This window comes from Alicyclobacillus contaminans DSM 17975, from assembly GCF_000429525.1.
GTDB classification, from domain to species: domain Bacteria; phylum Bacillota; class Bacilli; order Alicyclobacillales; family Alicyclobacillaceae; genus Alicyclobacillus_A; species Alicyclobacillus_A contaminans.
Map to the genome: position 1 here is coordinate 54,021 of NZ_AUCA01000004.1, position 14,932 is coordinate 68,952.

Here is a 14,932-nt window from a genome sequence, read left to right on the forward strand (position 1 = left end):
TCCACGTCAGAGGAACAGGCGGCGGCCGATTGCCGCCGCCTGTTCTAGGATGGCTGCCAGCGGGGTACACTAACGCCTGCACAAGGGACCGCAGACCTTCACACACGCTCTGCGGCACAGGAGGGTGGCGAGGTGACAGCAAAAGAGCGAGCGCAAAACGGGTTGCTGCTGGCGGCGATGATCTTCTGCTTCACATCCGCGGGAGCCGGCGTATCGCATGCCGTGCATGCGCGGACAGTGCCACCGGCGGCCAAACTGACATCGGCGCCCCGTTCCAACCCATCTCTGCACGAGACAAATCCCTCTCGAGGAGACGAACCCGCGGGGAATGACGCAGCAGTGAAGCGGTACGGCGCACCGAGACTGCCGACATCGGAAGGGGCAGACAAAGCTGCCGAACAGAAGGGGAGGTGAACGTGCTGAAGCGCAAGCCACTCGCCGGCCATGCCTGGTGGCTGCTGGGGATTAGTGGGATTTTCTCGATTTCCGTCGGATTGTCGAATACGTTTGTCAACGTATACCTGTGGAAAGTGGACCATCGATACACCAGCATCGGCTGGTACAATTTTGCGATCTACTGCATGATTCCTCTCACGTTTCTCGTTGCCGGTTGGTTGGCGAAACGTTGGCACAGTGTGGCCACCCTGCGCATGGGCATTGTGCTGCATGGTTTGTTTTACCTGATAGCTCTGTTGGGGGGAACGGCCGCGGGCCGCCTGCCGGTGTTGCTCGGCGTCATGATGGGATTGGCCGCCGGATTCTATTGGTGTTCGTTCAACGCACTCAGTCTTCAGTTCACCGCATTGGGAACCCGGGATTGGTTTTACAGTCTGAATGGCGTGATGGGCGCCATCGCGGGCGTGGTGGCACCGCCGGTGGCTGGATGGCTGATTTCAGCGGAAGATCGATGGGGCGGCTTGAGCGGCTATCACTGGATTTTCACGCTTTCTCTCATACTGTTTGGGTGCGCGGCGCTGTGTACGTTGAAGCTGCACGCCAATGCCCGACGCGGACAGTTGAAGATGTGGAGCGCTCTGCAATCGCTCGCGCGCCGTCCATGGCGCATGATCCTGTTCGGATGTCTGATTTACGGGCTGCGGGAAGGCGTGTTTTTGTTTCTCATTGGCCTGCTGATGTACATCGCCACAGGCAGTGAATTGAAACTGGGGGAATTTTTCCTCTTGCAGGGTGTGCTGTCGTTTGCTTCGTTTTTTATCGTCGGCAGACTCGTTAAACCGCCGACCCGGCTGCGCTATCTCGGCGCGGGAGCCATTTGCATGGCCGCAACCGCTTTGCTGTTTCTGCTTCCCATCAGCGCGCGCTTGTTGATGGTTTACGGGGCTGTCATCTCGTTGGTGCTGCCGATGTTTCTGGTGCCGCTTCAGGGATTCGTGTTCGATACCATCAGCCAGTTGCCGGACGCGACGACGTACCGGATGGAGTACATCATTCTCCGGGAAATTTTTGAAAACATCGGCCGAGTGACTGGCATCGGTGTGTTCATTGGGTTGATGACGATGTCACCGACTGCCCTCGCCATCAGCAGGTTCGCCGCAGCCCTCGGATTTGTTCAACTGTTCACCTGGATGCTGATTGCCGTCGGTCAACGCAGGGTGGGGCGAACGCCCAGCGGACCAGCGGGAAAACCGTTGCTTCAGCGGGCGACAGCGCGAGTCGGTCGCTGAATGAACAAAGACCGGGAACGCTGGCCGTCCCGGTCTTTCTCCTTGCGCCCATCTTCCCGGCCAGATGACTGACAAGTTGAAAAGATGAGAGAAATTACTTTTGAAAGAAGTCCCGATTCTTTTGGATGAACTCCTTCTCCTCTTCCGGGACGAAGTCCTCCATGTAGATTGCAGACACTGGGCAAACCGCTTCGCAAGCACCGCAGTCAATACAGAGGTCAGGATCAATGTAGTATTGATCTTCGCCCTCATGGATGGCATCAACGGGGCAGGTTTCTACACAGTCAGCGGCTTTTTCGCCGATGCAAGGCGACGTAATGACAAATGCCACGAAGGACTCCTCCTCAAGACCAGGTAAGTTGGTGAAAATGCTAGCTCCATGATATATCAGCGACCTGTCCATTTCAACAGTTGGTCCCCTGGATGCCTGCGTCACGCCAATTCGGAACAGGCGTCCGGCTGTCTTGGGCCTGCCGCCGCGTCCGAGGCGACCATCCGCGCCGCTTCCTGCTTGGCAGCCCACCACTCCACAGCGATGGGGCACAGTTGTGTCATGGCCACGCCGAGGGCCGCGCCCGCAATGACGTCGATGCCATAATGAAACCGCAGGTACAGTGTGGAAAAAACAATCAAAAATGTCATCGGTGCATACAACCACAACCAGCGGCGCCGATAGCGGCCAATGAGCACCACCATGACCACGCTGATGCCGGTGTGCAGGCTTGGGAAGCAATCGCGCGCAACCAGGGTTTGATCATGTAGAAACACATTGGTGAGCCCTCCCACCGGATGTGGAAACGGTACGGTGAAGAGCGGCCCGATGGCCGGAACCATGATGTAGGTCAGGTAGCCCACGTAAAACGTGGCGAGGGCCGTGAAAACGAATTCCAAAACGGCCCGGCGGCTGTGCGTCAAGAGCACCAAAATGGTGGAGTAGGTCAAGACGAACCAGGACATGTACGCAAAACTGAGCACGTCCGTCAGGGGCTTGCAAATGAGATGGCTCAACCACTCGGACGGCAATTTCCCGAAGAACAGCGTGCGGTCTATGTGTTGCAGGGCCATGTCCCGATCAAACGGATTAAACACGGAGATGTAAAAGTTGACGATTTTATAGATGGCGAGCATGGTACAGAACGCGAGCAGCACGCGAATCAAAAAGGCCAATTGCCGAAGCATCCGATGGTTCTTCCGGTGCAGCAGTGCGAGCAACAAGAACAACAGGGCAAATGCACCGGTGAACCACCACGTGAGGGCGTTCTGGTAAGCGCCCGCCACCGCGCTCGCTACCTTCCAATGATAGCCGCTGATGCCAATAATGTCGTCCAGTTTTCTCGCGGCGCCGAAGAATACAGCAATGGCCGCCGCGGACACCACGGCGCCGAGCAATTCGTACAGTTCGAGTTGAAAGAGGGCTCGCATCATGAGGCGGCGCGTCTTCTGAGACATAGGAACTCCTCTCGATACACAAAATGGTTCCGCAGGTCTATCTTGCAACATTGTAGATGGTTTTGCAGTGCAGAGAAAGTGGACAGATGTCGGTGTTTGGCGGACGCTGCCGGAAACGATGGAACACGTTTTGACTGTGATTCATACACTGATGTGTTGACACGACAGCACGACCACCTTCCCGAGAGGGTGTTCATATAGGGGACCGGGGATTTTCCGCCTGGACTCGGGGATGGGCGGAGTCCCCAGTTTCTCCCCACTGGCGAAACATGAGGCTGAATGGATTTGAAATCGCTTTCAAAGGTGTGGGCATACGGCATAGAAGGTGACCATAAGAATGCTATAAAAAACGAAGGAAGGGATTCGGTTGTTTCAATGCCCGGTTTGCGGAGAGTTGATGGAGGCCCTCACCAATGTGCACTGCACCGTTCGTCACCGGATGACCAAAAACGAATTTCTGGCGCGTCACGGATCGCCGAAGTATGTGACACCCCGCATGGACAGCGAGGTGCAGCGGTGGATTCGTGACGCGCAAGTCATTCGGCGGCTGGATTTCGATATGGCGCAGGCGGCGGCGCGGACGCTGTTTCGCAGAGGCACCACGCATGCGTAGCGCGGGATGCACGACGGTGGACAAACGGGCCTGCAGACCAGCTTGATAATGACATGGGGATCGGATCATACTGATGAGGAATGAAAGAGGCGGCAGGCCTCTGGCTTCATGCGTTGTGCAGAACGGCGCAAAGCGCACATGACGCCCGGCATCGGGCGAGATTGGGGTGCCAGACTTGGGGACATTCATCACGCAAACTGACGGACGCTTTGCCGTCCATCTTCTGTCCACCGACAAATTTCGCACGCGGTACCTCGCATTGAAAGTGGCCCGGCCGCTCCATCGTCAACACGTCACCGCGTTGGCGATGTTGCCTTACCTCTGGATGCAGGGTACAACCACGCTTCCTTCGGCCAGGGAGGTGCTCCGTTACGCCGACTCCCTGTTCGGCGCCTCGGTTCGGACGCTCATCCAGCGGCGGGGGCATCAGCAGGTGCTCGAGGTTCAGGCCACCGCGCCGGAAGTTGGGACGTTCAACGGCGCAGACGCGGTGCTGGAAGAATTGGAGTCATTGGTAATTCAACTGGCGGTGAACCCGGCCCATACGGGGGACGCGTTCCCAAGCGACCATGTGGAGCGCGAAAAAACGCTGCACGAGCGGCGGATTCAGAGCGTGTTCGACAACAAAATTACATACGCGCTGGAACGGTCCTGGGAGGCGGCGTGCGCCGGACAGCCGGTGGGGCTGCCTCGTTTGGGGTATCGGGAAGACCTCCGGGCGCTGACCGCGGCGTCGCTGTGGTCATTGCAGCAGGAGGTGCTCGCCGAATCGGATGTACACTTTTACGTGGTGGGCAAGCTGCACGATGAGCCATCGGTGGCGGCGAAGATTCTGAACCGGCTGCGGCAAGCGTTCGGAGACCACGGGCGAGGCGCTGCGGGAAGTCCCGTTCATGCGTTGGCGGTCCGTCGCGGCGAGGTTCAACAGGTGGTCGAGAAACAGCGCGTCCAACAGGGAAAATTGAATCTCGTTTTTCGAACCGGTGTGTCCTATGGAGACGACGAGTACGTTCCGCTGCTGTTGGCCAATGGCGTGCTCGGCGGTTTCCCCCACTCGAAGTTGTTCATGAATGTGCGCGAAAAGGCGAGTTTGGCGTACTATGCGTCGAGCATGCTCGACGGACTGACCGGACTTGCCGTGGTCCAGACCGGCATCGAAACGGCCAATCGCGACAAGGCGTACGACATCATTCGCGCGCAGGTCGATGCACTGCAAGCGGGGCAGGTCACCGACGATGAACTGGAATTCACCCGACGAGGATTGACCAATCAATACCGGCAGGTTCTAGATCAACCGGCGTCCCTGGCGGAGATTCACTTCAGTGCGACGCTGGCCGGCGTGGAGCGAGACGTCGAGCGGCTGATTCAGCAAATCGGCGAGGTGGACAAAGCAGCGGTGGTGGACGCGGCCTCCCGCTTCTCACTCGACACCGTGTATTTTCTGACCAGCGATGCGGAGGTGACCACAGGTGCGTGAAATCCACTACGATTCGTTGCAGCTGACCCTGTATCGCGATGTGTTGGACAACGGGCTGGTTGTCTATCTGTTGCCGAAAGCGGGGTTCCAGCAAACGTTCGCCTCGTTCACGACGAAGTACGGATCGATTGACAGTCAATTTCGGCTGGCTCATCAACCGCAGGTGATCACGGTTCCGGATGGCATTGCGCATTTTTTGGAACACAAGATGTTTGAAAAAGAGCGCGGCGACGTGTTTCCGGAGTTTGCGAAACTGGGGGCGTCGGCGAACGCTTTCACCACGTTTGACCAGACCACCTACCTGTTCTCGTCCACCGATCACGTGCTGGAAAACACCGAGGTTCTGCTAAATTTCGTCCAAGAACCTTGGTTCTCCGAGCAAAGCGTGGAGAAGGAGAAGGGGATTATCGGCCAGGAGATCCGCATGTACGACGACAATCCGGATTGGCAGGTCTTCTTCAACCTGCTGCGGGCGCTGTACAAGCATCACCCCGTGCATCTGCCGATTGCGGGGACGGTCGAGTCGATTGCGGGGATTACCCCGGACATTCTCTACACGTGCCATGAGACGTTCTACCATCCGTCCAACATGATGTTTTTCGCGGTGGGAGGGTTTCATCCCGAGGCGTTGCTGGCGCACATTCGAAAGAATCAAGCAGCGAAATCGTTCGGCCCGGCGCCCGCGATTGACCGCGTACTGCCGGAGGAACCAGGGCCGGTGAGTGAGCCGAATCGGACGGTCCATCTCGGGGTGAGTCAACCGCGTTGTCTGATGGGCTGGAAAGACGCCAAAACCGGTCTTTCCGGGCCGGCGCAATTGGCGCAGGAAATGCTGACCGGCGTGGTGTTGGAGGCCCTGTTTGGGAAAAGCAGCGACTTCTACCACCGCCTGATGGATGCCGGACTCATTGACCAAAACTTTTCGTGGGAGTACGAATGCGCGCCCACCTACGGGTATTCGGTGCTCGGAGGAAATACGCCCAACCCGCAAGCGCTGGTGGACACGGTGCAGTCGCTGATTGATGAAGCGATGAAGATCGGCGTGTCCGAGGAGGCGTTTGAACGAAGCCGGAGAAAGGCGATTGGCCGCTTCATCGCCACTCTGGACAGTCCTGGCGCGGTGGCGAGAAGCTTCGTCAGCTACGCATTGCGCGGAGCGGACGTGTTCACCACCATCGACGTCCTTGAACGCCTGACGCTGCAGCAGGTCAATGATCGCTTGCGAGAACATTTTGCGGAAAGTCAGCGGGCCGTGTCCGTCGTTCTGCCCGCTTGACGAATGAGAAGCATGTACAGCGGCCGGATTCGGCCGCTGGTTTCACGCTTCCGGATGGACGCCGGTCAGGTCGTGAATCACGACACTGGCGAGAATCAGTCCCGCGACCGAAGGGACGTAGGCGGTGCTTGCCGGCGGCATCTTCGCCTTGCGGACGGGGGATTGGGCCGCTTCCGGGGAGACAATCTGTCGTCGCACATCCTCCCGCGGTTTGCGCGGACGCTCCGTGGAACAGACGGTCTTTACGCCGCGTGTGATCCCGTATTTTTTCAATTCGCGGCGGAGCACTTTTGCGATGGGATCGATTCGCGTATCGGCCAGATCCATCACGCGAAAACGCGTCGGATCGATTTTGTTGGCCGCTCCCATGCTGGACACAATGGGAATATTGCGCTGGACGCACTCTTTGATGAGCAGGATTTTCGCCGTCACAATGTCGATGGCATCCACGACGTAATCCAACGAATGCGCGAACAGCTGCTCCTTGGTGTCTTCCAGGAAGAACGTCTGCAGCGCAATCACCTCACAGTCGGGATTGATCTGTGCGATGCGCTCCTTCATCACCTCCACCTTGGGCCGTCCGACGGTGGTGACCAGCGCGGGAATCTGCCGGTTCACGTTGGTGATGTCCACGACGTCCTTGTCAATCAAGATCAGACGACCGATGCCTGTGCGCGCCAACGCTTCCATGGCGAACGATCCCACGCCGCCTGCGCCAAGCACAGCGACCGTCTTTCGCTTCAGCGTTTCCACGCCTTCCTTTCCAAAAACCAACTCTGTTCGTGAAAATTGCGTGAGAATGGTCAACACATCCCGTTTTGTCGATTTTGGGTCGGCTCGGTTGGGCATTGGCAATGCCACCCACCCTGCACGACTTGGGTCTATCGACATTATACGGAATTGCCGCGCTGTGTCCACGCAACTACCGGCGGTGCCCGTCAATCCGTTCCCTGCCACGCCACCCAATGCCGGGAGGACGTCAAACAGAACCAACGCCCGGCCATTTTCACCACAAGGCGACGACCGGTGTCATCCTCTACATCGGCCAGCCACTGCACCGGCGCGTCGGGCAGATTTCCGGAGATGTCCCGCCAAGTTTGGCCGCCATCGGTCGTTTCGTACACATGTCCCGGGTGATCCGGCGTGGCGGATGCATACCCGGCGAAGCCGACGGCGATGCCTGTGTCGGTCGAACGGTCCGGGAGCGGTGCCACCTGAACAATGGTTCGATTGGGCAAGCCGTAGGAATGGTTCTGCCAGTGGCCGCCCTGTCCGACCAACAGGTTGCCGGTCAACGTTCCGACGTACCAGGTGCTGCCCTGACGCATAAACGCGGTGATGCCGTCGACACCGTAACCTTCCGTTCCAGGAATGCGCGCTTCGGTCAGGTCGGGCGAGAGGGGTGTCCAACGGCGTCCGGTCGGATCCCAGGCGCTGATTTCGTGTACAGCCCGATAGGTGGTGTTTCCGTCGCTCCAGTATACCGGCGGCGGTCCATTCGGCAGCGGGGCGTCCGAGCTTGCCGCCGCACCCCCGGAGGCCGAAGGTGCGGGGCGCTGCCCATGCGTCCAGCTGACGGCGGTGGGGATGGACAAAGCGGCCAACACGACCGGCACATACGCTTTGATGGAGACGCTTCGCCGCAGCATCCGGATCCCTCCTCAATCATCTGTGCATAAGGATACTCCTAGTGGGGTGGCGATCCGTGTCAAAGGGCGTGTGGTGCGTGGCAAAAATCTTTCAACAGCAATCGCCGTTCATCCTGAATTTTCGAGAGGATATTTCCCGGAACTCCGAATTGCGCTACAGTGTACTCTGGAAACCCGCGGCCACCCATGGGGACGTGGGTTGGGAGAGGAAGATGACGGGTGCGGACGATGGCGTTTCAGATTGCGTTGTTGGCGATGCTGTTGTTCGGCGCGATTGACATCTCGCGCGGATTGGCTGCGCCCATGATGCAGTCGGATTGGAATATCACGTACTGGCAGCTCGGCATTGCGTTTTCGGCCAACTCGTTCGGATATGTGGTGTCCAGCTTCGCGAGCGGGATGATTCTGCATCGCGTGGGCCTGCGGAGGGCCATTGTCACCGGGGCTCTCCTCAGTGCTGCGGGGCTCTTGGGATTGGCGTGGCGCCACGAATTCGCGCTTGTCGTGCTTGGATTTCTGGTGTACGGTGTGGGTTCCGGTGTGTTGGAAATCGGGATCAACGGCGTCGTTCCAGCGTTGGCGGGAGATACTCCGTCGACGTCGTTGTTCAACCTCTTGCACGGTTTGTACGGTGCGGGGGCTTTCGGTTTTCCGGTGGTGGCCGTCTGGTTGATGGGGCGGCTCCACGGATGGCGGCCGCTGTACGCCCTGTTGGCCATGGGGCTGTTGTGCGTCTGGCTGCTCGGCACGCTGACAAAGCATCCCGTCCTGCGCCGAACGGCGACGGATGCGGTGGAGCGCGCGCCGGACGGTGCGGCGCCGCGTGCTCGCCGTGCGGGAAGCCTATACCGCAGTCCGCTGCTGTATGTGCTGTTGGTGGCCATCACCGCTTACGTGATGGCGGAGGCGGCTGTGTGCGGTTGGCTGCCCACGTACCTGGTCCATGCGCGAAACGTGTCGCTGGACAGCAGCTCCCTGTGTCTCTCGGGGTTCTACCTGACGTTTACGGCGGGACGGTTGACCGCCCCTCTGTGGGTCCAGCGGGCGGGAAGATATCGCGCCCTCCTGTTCAGCGTCTGTCTGGCGCTGGTCGCCTTTTGCTGCGCGCTGTGGGTCGGGTGGCCCATCCCGCTGTTCATTGCCGCAGGTGCTGGGTTTGCCATCGTGTTTCCGACCATCGCTGCGGTGGCCAGTGACATGTTTCGAGCGGAAGCGGGCGTGGTCATCGGCGTGTTGTATACGGCGGCGGGGTTCGGATCGATGATGCTGAACGCGCTCATCGGCTGGCTGTCCTCCCGGTTCGGCATCGGCGTCGGTTTTTCCACCACGGCACTGTTTCTGTGCGTGGTACTGGCGTGCACCTGGCTGGCGCAGAAAGTGGCGCCACCGCACCGGGAAGCAGCGGCTCCGATGGTCAGTTGACAGGAGCAGGGCGCGTTCGTCCGCGCCGAAGGTTCCATGCACTGGATGTGTATTGTAATATTTAGTCTTCTTTTCAAAGAAAGCGTATTCAATTATGCGCTGTCTTCTGGTATGCTAGACATAGAGGTATCTATATTTCATATTTACAGAACAATCAATCTCCCGTGTCCCGTCCAACGGCGCGAGGGGATTTGGTGAATGCGAGGAGGAGGAGAGAATGACCACGACCGGCAATTTGGATGCATTGTTGCGCGAGACGCGCGTTTTTCCGCCTTCTGACGAATTTCGGGCACAGGCGAATGTGAACGATGAACGCATCTATGAAAGGGCGGCGCAGGATCCAGAGGCTTACTGGGCGGAGCAGGCGCAGCAGCTGACGTGGTTCCGGCCATTTGAGCAAATTCTCGAATGGAATCCCCCCCATGCCAAATGGTTTCTCGGCGGCACGCTGAATGCGGCGTATAACGCGGTGGACCGCCATCGCGAAAGCCATCGCAAGAACAAAGCGGCCATTCTGTGGGAAGGCGAGCCCGGAGACAGCCGGGTGTACACCTACGATATGCTGGGCCGCGAAGTGGACAGAGCGGCACATATGCTGTCCCGGTTAGGTGTGAAAAAGGGCGACCGGGTGGCCATCTATCTGCCGATGATCCCAGAGTTGGTCATCTCCATGCTGGCGTGCGCCAAAATCGGCGCCATCCATTCGGTGGTGTTCGCGGGCTTCTCGGCCAAGGCGCTGAGAGAACGCGTGGTCGATTGCGACGCGAAAGTCGTCATCACCGCAGACGCCGGCCATCGCCGCGGCGGATTCATTCCGCTTAAGCAGAACACGGATGAAGCGCTGGCGGGAACCGACGTACGGCACGTCCTCGTGGTTCAGCGGATTGGGGAAGCGTCCGGCGCGGAGATGACGGAGGGGCGGGACGTGTACTGGCATGAACTCGCGAAGCAGGTGCCAAATACGCCGTATCCTCCCGCCGAGATGGATGCGGAGGATATCCTGTTTCTCCTGTACACTTCCGGCACCACCGGAAAACCGAAGGGGATTGTGCACAGCACCGCTGGGTATCTCGTCGGCGCGAACACATCCGTGCGCACGGTGTTCGACCTGAAGGACAGTGATGTGTTCTTCTGCACCGCGGACATTGGTTGGATCACCGGGCACACCTACGTGGTGTACGGCCCGCTCAGTGCAGGCGCCACCGTTGTGATGTACGAGGGCGCGCCGGATTGGCCGCACCGGGGACGATTGTGGGAACTGGTGGACAAATACGGAGCGACCATCTTTTATACGGCTCCGACGCTGATCCGCACGCTGATGAAATGGGGCCCGCAGTTCCTGGAGCCGTACAGCCTGGATTCCCTGCGTCTCCTCGCCAGCGTGGGAGAACCCATCAATCCGGAGGCGTGGATGTGGTTCCACTCCCACATCGGGAAAGGGCGGCTGCCCATTGTGGACACCTGGTGGCAGACGGAGACGGGTTGCGCGATGATTGCTCCGCTGCCGGGCCTGACCAGCACCAAGCCGGGGTCCGCCACGCGCCCGGTGCCCGGCATTTCCGCGAAAGTGGTGGACGAGGAAGGCAACGAAGTGGAACCGGGACACGGCGGATATCTCGTCATCACCAAGCCGTGGCCTTCCATGCTGAGAACCGTGTGGGGAGACGACGACCGGTTCCGCAACACGTATTTCGGCAAGTTCCCAGGCATCTATCTGCCCGGAGACGGCGCTCATCTCGACGAAGACGGATATGTTTGGATTCTTGGGCGGATTGACGATGTCATCAACGTGTCCGGTCACCGAATCGGCACGATGGAAGTGGAAAGCGCGCTCGTGGATCATCCAGCCGTGGCGGAGGCGGCGGTCATCGGCCGCACCCACGAGGTGAAGGGGCAGGCCATCACCGCGTTTGTCACCCTCAGAGAAGGGGTGGACGCCAGTCCGGAGCTGGTGACCGAGCTCAAGCAGCATGTGGTTGAAAAGATTGGCGCCATGGCCCGTCCGGAGGAGATTCTGTTCACCGCGGAACTTCCGAAGACGCGCAGCGCGAAGATCATGCGCCGCCTGCTGCGGGACATCGCCGAGGGACGGGTGGTCGGCGACACCACCACCCTGGCCGATCCGTCCGTGATTGAACAGCTGAAAGCCGCGTACAAGGACAGCGAATGACCGATTATTGACGAGTTGTCGGAGACTGCCCGCTCCCAGGGAGGGGCAGTCTCTCTGTCTCCGTCCTTGAGGGTACAGGACCCGGTGGATACAGTGGAGGTCCATCCGGAAGACGGCCATACACGAGAGAGATTTGACTAGGAGTGCTGAGGATGAGACACCTTTCAGAAATCCACGTGCGTTTTGGAGACACCGATATGTTGGGGCACGTGAACAATGCATCGTATTTCACATACATGGAGGAAGCGCGCTGCGACTTTCTGCGCGCCCTCGGTGTGGAGCAAATACCGGTGATTCTGGCGTCAGCGAAGGGGGATTTTCGGGCTCAGACGTTTTATCCCGAAGTGCTCGACGTCGAAACCTGGGTGACGCGCATGGGCAACAGCAGTTTTGAAATCGCCAACCGCATGTTGCGGAAGGGCACCGATGAGGTGGTGTTTGAGGGGACCGCCGTCGTGGTTCATTTCGACTTCGACGCGCAGAAGCCGACACGCGTTCCGGACGCGTTGCGAAGTCTGCTGGAGCCGTATGTCGAATCTGCGCTGGTGAACGGCTGAGCGGTTTTTCTGCAGGTTTGTGTCGGGCCGACGTGGGACATACCGTGGATAGGCGGGCATGTTCACATGTACCCGCCCCGCTGGGCGGCAACAGGTCTGCCGAGCCGCTCCGGCGGTGTTGAGCCCTGCGGAGGACAGAGATGAACCTGTGGCTGTTTGTGACAGTCAGCACGTGTTTGACATTTGCCATACTGCTGGTCCTGGTGCGGTGGATTGGCAGCACGCAACTGACGCAATTGACGTTTTTCAACTGGGTGGCCGGTGCGAGCATGGGAAACATCGCGGCCAACATGATTGCGTCCCAATCGGTGCAGGGTTGGCTCGCCGCCTGTTACACGCTGGTCGTCTTCACGGCCTGCACCATCATCGCGGCCTGGATTGCGTTGAAGAGTCGAACCTTTCGCCGGGTGGCCAACGGTGAGCCGTTGGTCCTGATTCACAAAGGGACGATTCTGCGCGAGAATCTCCGACGGAGCAAAGTGAACCTTGACGTGTTTCTGATGATGCTGCGGGAAAAAGGCTATTTTTCATACAGTGAGATTGAATACGCCATCCTCGAACCCACCGGAAATCTGAGCATCCTGCCCGCGCAGGCGTCTCAGTCCGCGTCCAAGTCCGACCTGGCACACGGGCCGGATCTGTCGGACCGAGGACAGGGGCCGTACATCGAACTGATTGTTGACGGTGAGATTGATGAGGACAAGCTGCGGGAAACCGGAAAAAGCCGCGAGTGGCTGCTGGAGACCATCCGGGAACTCGGCGGACTGTCCGTGGCGGATGTAACCTATCTCGGGGTGAATGCCGAGGGTGAGGTGATTGCCGACCTGCACAGAAAGCAGCGGGAACCTTCCCCGCCTTTGTGACCACGCTTCCCTTTGCCAAAATATCGTCCAAATACTGCCCATCCTTATGGTAGAATATTCAGAAAAAAAGGAGGCGGGTGGACGAAGATGGATTTGGAAGCGGCGAAGCACGTACAGCGGGCGCGGCGCAACACGCTCGGGGATTTGTTGACGCGTACCCGGGCTCGGTATCCGCACAAACTGGCGCTCGTGTACGGGACGGCACGCTGGACCTATCAGCAACTGGATGAAGCGGTCAATCGAACCGCCCACGCGTTTTCTGCAAAGGGCATCGGACACGGTACACCCGTGGCGGTTCTGTCCCGAAACAGCCTTGATTTTGCGGTCATCGCCTTGGCGCTGGCCAGATTGGGTGCGATTTTTGTTCCCATCAACTACATGCTCAACGAGGAAGAAGTGGCCTTTATTGCTGGCCATTCGGATGTTGGCGCCGCGGCCGCCTCGGAGGAGTTCGCCCCGTTGATGGACAGCGCCCTGGCGGCCGTGGGGAAATCCGACGTGCCCAGGTACTTGATGGATTCCGATGCGGCGGCTGCGGTGCCGGCGGGTTGGCTGTCGCTGGACCGTGAGCGGCAGAGCGGTTCATCAGCCGAATTTGAAAGCGCTGTCAGCGATGGTGACGTGGCCCAGATTCTGTACACCAGCGGTACCGAATCCAGGCCGAAGGGCGTGCTGCTGACGCACGCCAATCTGCTGGCTCAGTTTGTCAGCTGCATTGTCGACGGTCGGATGGAAGCGCGGGACGTGGCCATTCACGCGCTGCCCATGTACCACAGCGCGCAATTGAACTGCTTTCTGTGGCCTGGAGTGTACATCGGTGCCACCGGAATCATTCTCAGTCATGCGGATCCCGCGGAGATTCTGTCTGTGGTCGAACGGGAGCGGGCCACCCAGCTGTTCTGTCCGCCGACCGTGTGGATTGCTCTGCTTCGGCATCCAGCGTTCCCGGAGAGGGACCTGTCGTCCCTGGAAAAATGCTATTACGGAGCGGCCATCATGCCGATGGAAGTCTTAAAGGAGCTGTCTGAGCGGTTGCCGCAGGCCCGCTTCTGGAATTTCTATGGCCAAACGGAGGTGGCACCGTTGGCCACCGCGCTGCAGCCGGAAGACCAACTTCACAAACTGGGATCCGCAGGCCGTCCCACCCTGAACGTGGAAACCAAGGTTGTGGATGACGAGGGGCGCGAAGTGCCGCCGGGGACTGTGGGGGAAATCGTGCACCGGACCGCCCACGCGATGTTGGGTTATCTGAAGGAGCCGGAGAAAACACTCGAAGCGTTTCGCGACGGTTGGTTTCACAGCGGTGATCTCGGCGTAATGGATGAAGAAGGGTATCTGACCGTTGTGGATCGGAAAAAGGATATGATCAAGTCCGGCGGCGAGAACGTGTCGAGCCGCGAGGTGGAGGAGGTTATCTACACCTTTCCCGGCATTTCCGAGGTCGCCGTGGTGGGGGTGCCAGACCCTTATTGGATGGAGGCTGTGACGGCTGTGGTCGTTCCCAAACCAGGGGTGACCCTGGACGCGGAGGCACTGAAGGCTCACTGTCGTTCGCGGCTCGCGCATTTCAAGGTGCCGAAGCACGTGGTGGTGGTTCATCAACTGCCGAAGAATCCGAGCGGCAAAGTACTGAAACGGGATCTGAGGGAGCAGTATCGCAATCTCGTCTGAGGTTGTCAAATGGTGAACGTCCGACCGAACGGCGCGGGCGTTTGTGTGCTGCACGGACGAAGGCTGTGCTGCCATCGATGAGTTTTGTATGATGGAGAGC

The 14,932-nt window shown here is 59.1% G+C and carries 14 protein-coding genes; 10 read left to right on the plus strand and 4 right to left on the minus strand.

Annotated features, from left to right (window positions below; translation table 11 throughout):
* Window positions 1–132 precede the first annotated feature (132 nt).
* Together G463_RS0102855 and G463_RS18385 are read left to right on the plus strand one after the other, a co-directional pair.
* Complete coding sequence (locus tag G463_RS0102855; RefSeq protein ID WP_026973986.1) at window positions 133–414, plus strand: hypothetical protein; 282 nt, start codon at window positions 133–135, stop codon at window positions 412–414.
* A gap of 2 nt (window positions 415–416) precedes the next feature.
* A complete protein-coding gene (locus G463_RS18385) occupies window positions 417–1,685 on the plus strand; it encodes an MFS transporter (RefSeq protein ID WP_051321850.1) in 1,269 nt (422 codons plus the stop codon).
* A gap of 94 nt (window positions 1,686–1,779) precedes the next feature.
* On the opposite strand, the gene G463_RS0102865 is transcribed toward G463_RS18385, so the two are convergent.
* Entirely contained in the window at window positions 1,780–2,016 is a 237-nt protein-coding gene (locus G463_RS0102865) for a ferredoxin family protein (RefSeq protein ID WP_026973987.1), read from the minus strand.
* Between the two features lie 101 nt (window positions 2,017–2,117).
* Window positions 2,118–3,134 (minus strand): phosphatase PAP2 family protein, encoded by a 1,017-nt coding sequence (locus tag G463_RS0102870; protein WP_026973988.1) that lies wholly within the window; start codon window positions 3,132–3,134, stop codon window positions 2,118–2,120.
* 367 nt (window positions 3,135–3,501) lie between these two features.
* Here G463_RS0102870 and G463_RS18390 point away from each other — a divergent pair, with 367 nt between their 5' ends.
* The 3 genes from G463_RS18390 (at window position 3,502) to yfmH (ending at window position 6,500) form a co-directional block, all read left to right on the plus strand.
* The gene (locus G463_RS18390) at window positions 3,502–3,747 is read left to right on the plus strand and encodes a hypothetical protein (RefSeq protein ID WP_035485353.1); all 246 of its coding nucleotides are present in this window, start codon (window positions 3,502–3,504) and stop codon (window positions 3,745–3,747) included.
* A 175-nt stretch (window positions 3,748–3,922) separates the two neighbouring features.
* On the plus strand, window positions 3,923–5,224 hold the full coding sequence (yfmF, locus tag G463_RS18395) for an EF-P 5-aminopentanol modification-associated protein YfmF (RefSeq protein ID WP_051321851.1): 1,302 nt from the start codon (window positions 3,923–3,925) through the stop codon (window positions 5,222–5,224).
* Window positions 5,217–6,500: an EF-P 5-aminopentanol modification-associated protein YfmH gene (gene yfmH / locus G463_RS0102885; RefSeq protein WP_026973989.1), complete on the plus strand. Its 1,284-nt coding sequence runs from the start codon at window positions 5,217–5,219 to the stop codon at window positions 6,498–6,500. The genes yfmF and yfmH overlap by 8 nt, the downstream gene beginning before the upstream one ends.
* A 42-nt stretch (window positions 6,501–6,542) precedes the next feature.
* On the opposite strand, the gene G463_RS0102890 is transcribed toward yfmH, so the two are convergent.
* Together G463_RS0102890 and G463_RS0102895 are read right to left on the minus strand one after the other, a co-directional pair.
* A complete protein-coding gene (locus G463_RS0102890) occupies window positions 6,543–7,301 on the minus strand; it encodes a tRNA threonylcarbamoyladenosine dehydratase (RefSeq protein ID WP_026973990.1) in 759 nt (252 codons plus the stop codon).
* 137 nt (window positions 7,302–7,438) lie between these two features.
* Window positions 7,439–8,149: a beta propeller repeat protein gene (locus G463_RS0102895; RefSeq protein ID WP_026973991.1), complete on the minus strand. Its 711-nt coding sequence runs from the start codon at window positions 8,147–8,149 to the stop codon at window positions 7,439–7,441.
* A 228-nt stretch (window positions 8,150–8,377) separates the two neighbouring features.
* Here G463_RS0102895 and G463_RS21535 point away from each other — a divergent pair, with 228 nt between their 5' ends.
* The 5 genes from G463_RS21535 to G463_RS0102920 all read left to right on the plus strand — a co-directional run bounded on the left by G463_RS21535 (window position 8,378) and on the right by G463_RS0102920 (window position 14,832).
* The gene (locus G463_RS21535; protein WP_245575673.1) at window positions 8,378–9,571 is read left to right on the plus strand and encodes an MFS transporter; all 1,194 of its coding nucleotides are present in this window, start codon (window positions 8,378–8,380) and stop codon (window positions 9,569–9,571) included.
* Window positions 9,572–9,788: 217 nt separating this feature from the next.
* Window positions 9,789–11,741 carry an acetate--CoA ligase gene (gene acs / locus G463_RS0102905; RefSeq protein ID WP_026973992.1) on the plus strand — a complete coding sequence of 651 codons (1,953 nt, stop codon included), beginning with the start codon at window positions 9,789–9,791 and terminating at the stop codon, window positions 11,739–11,741.
* 152 nt (window positions 11,742–11,893) lie between these two features.
* Window positions 11,894–12,298 carry an acyl-CoA thioesterase gene (locus G463_RS0102910; RefSeq protein ID WP_026973993.1) on the plus strand — a complete coding sequence of 135 codons (405 nt, stop codon included), beginning with the start codon at window positions 11,894–11,896 and terminating at the stop codon, window positions 12,296–12,298.
* Between the two features lie 140 nt (window positions 12,299–12,438).
* Complete coding sequence (locus G463_RS18405) at window positions 12,439–13,161, plus strand: DUF421 domain-containing protein (protein WP_051321853.1); 723 nt, start codon at window positions 12,439–12,441, stop codon at window positions 13,159–13,161.
* 87 nt (window positions 13,162–13,248) lie between these two features.
* Window positions 13,249–14,832 carry a fatty acyl-CoA synthetase gene (locus G463_RS0102920; protein WP_026973994.1) on the plus strand — a complete coding sequence of 528 codons (1,584 nt, stop codon included), beginning with the start codon at window positions 13,249–13,251 and terminating at the stop codon, window positions 14,830–14,832.
* Window positions 14,833–14,932 lie beyond the last annotated feature (100 nt).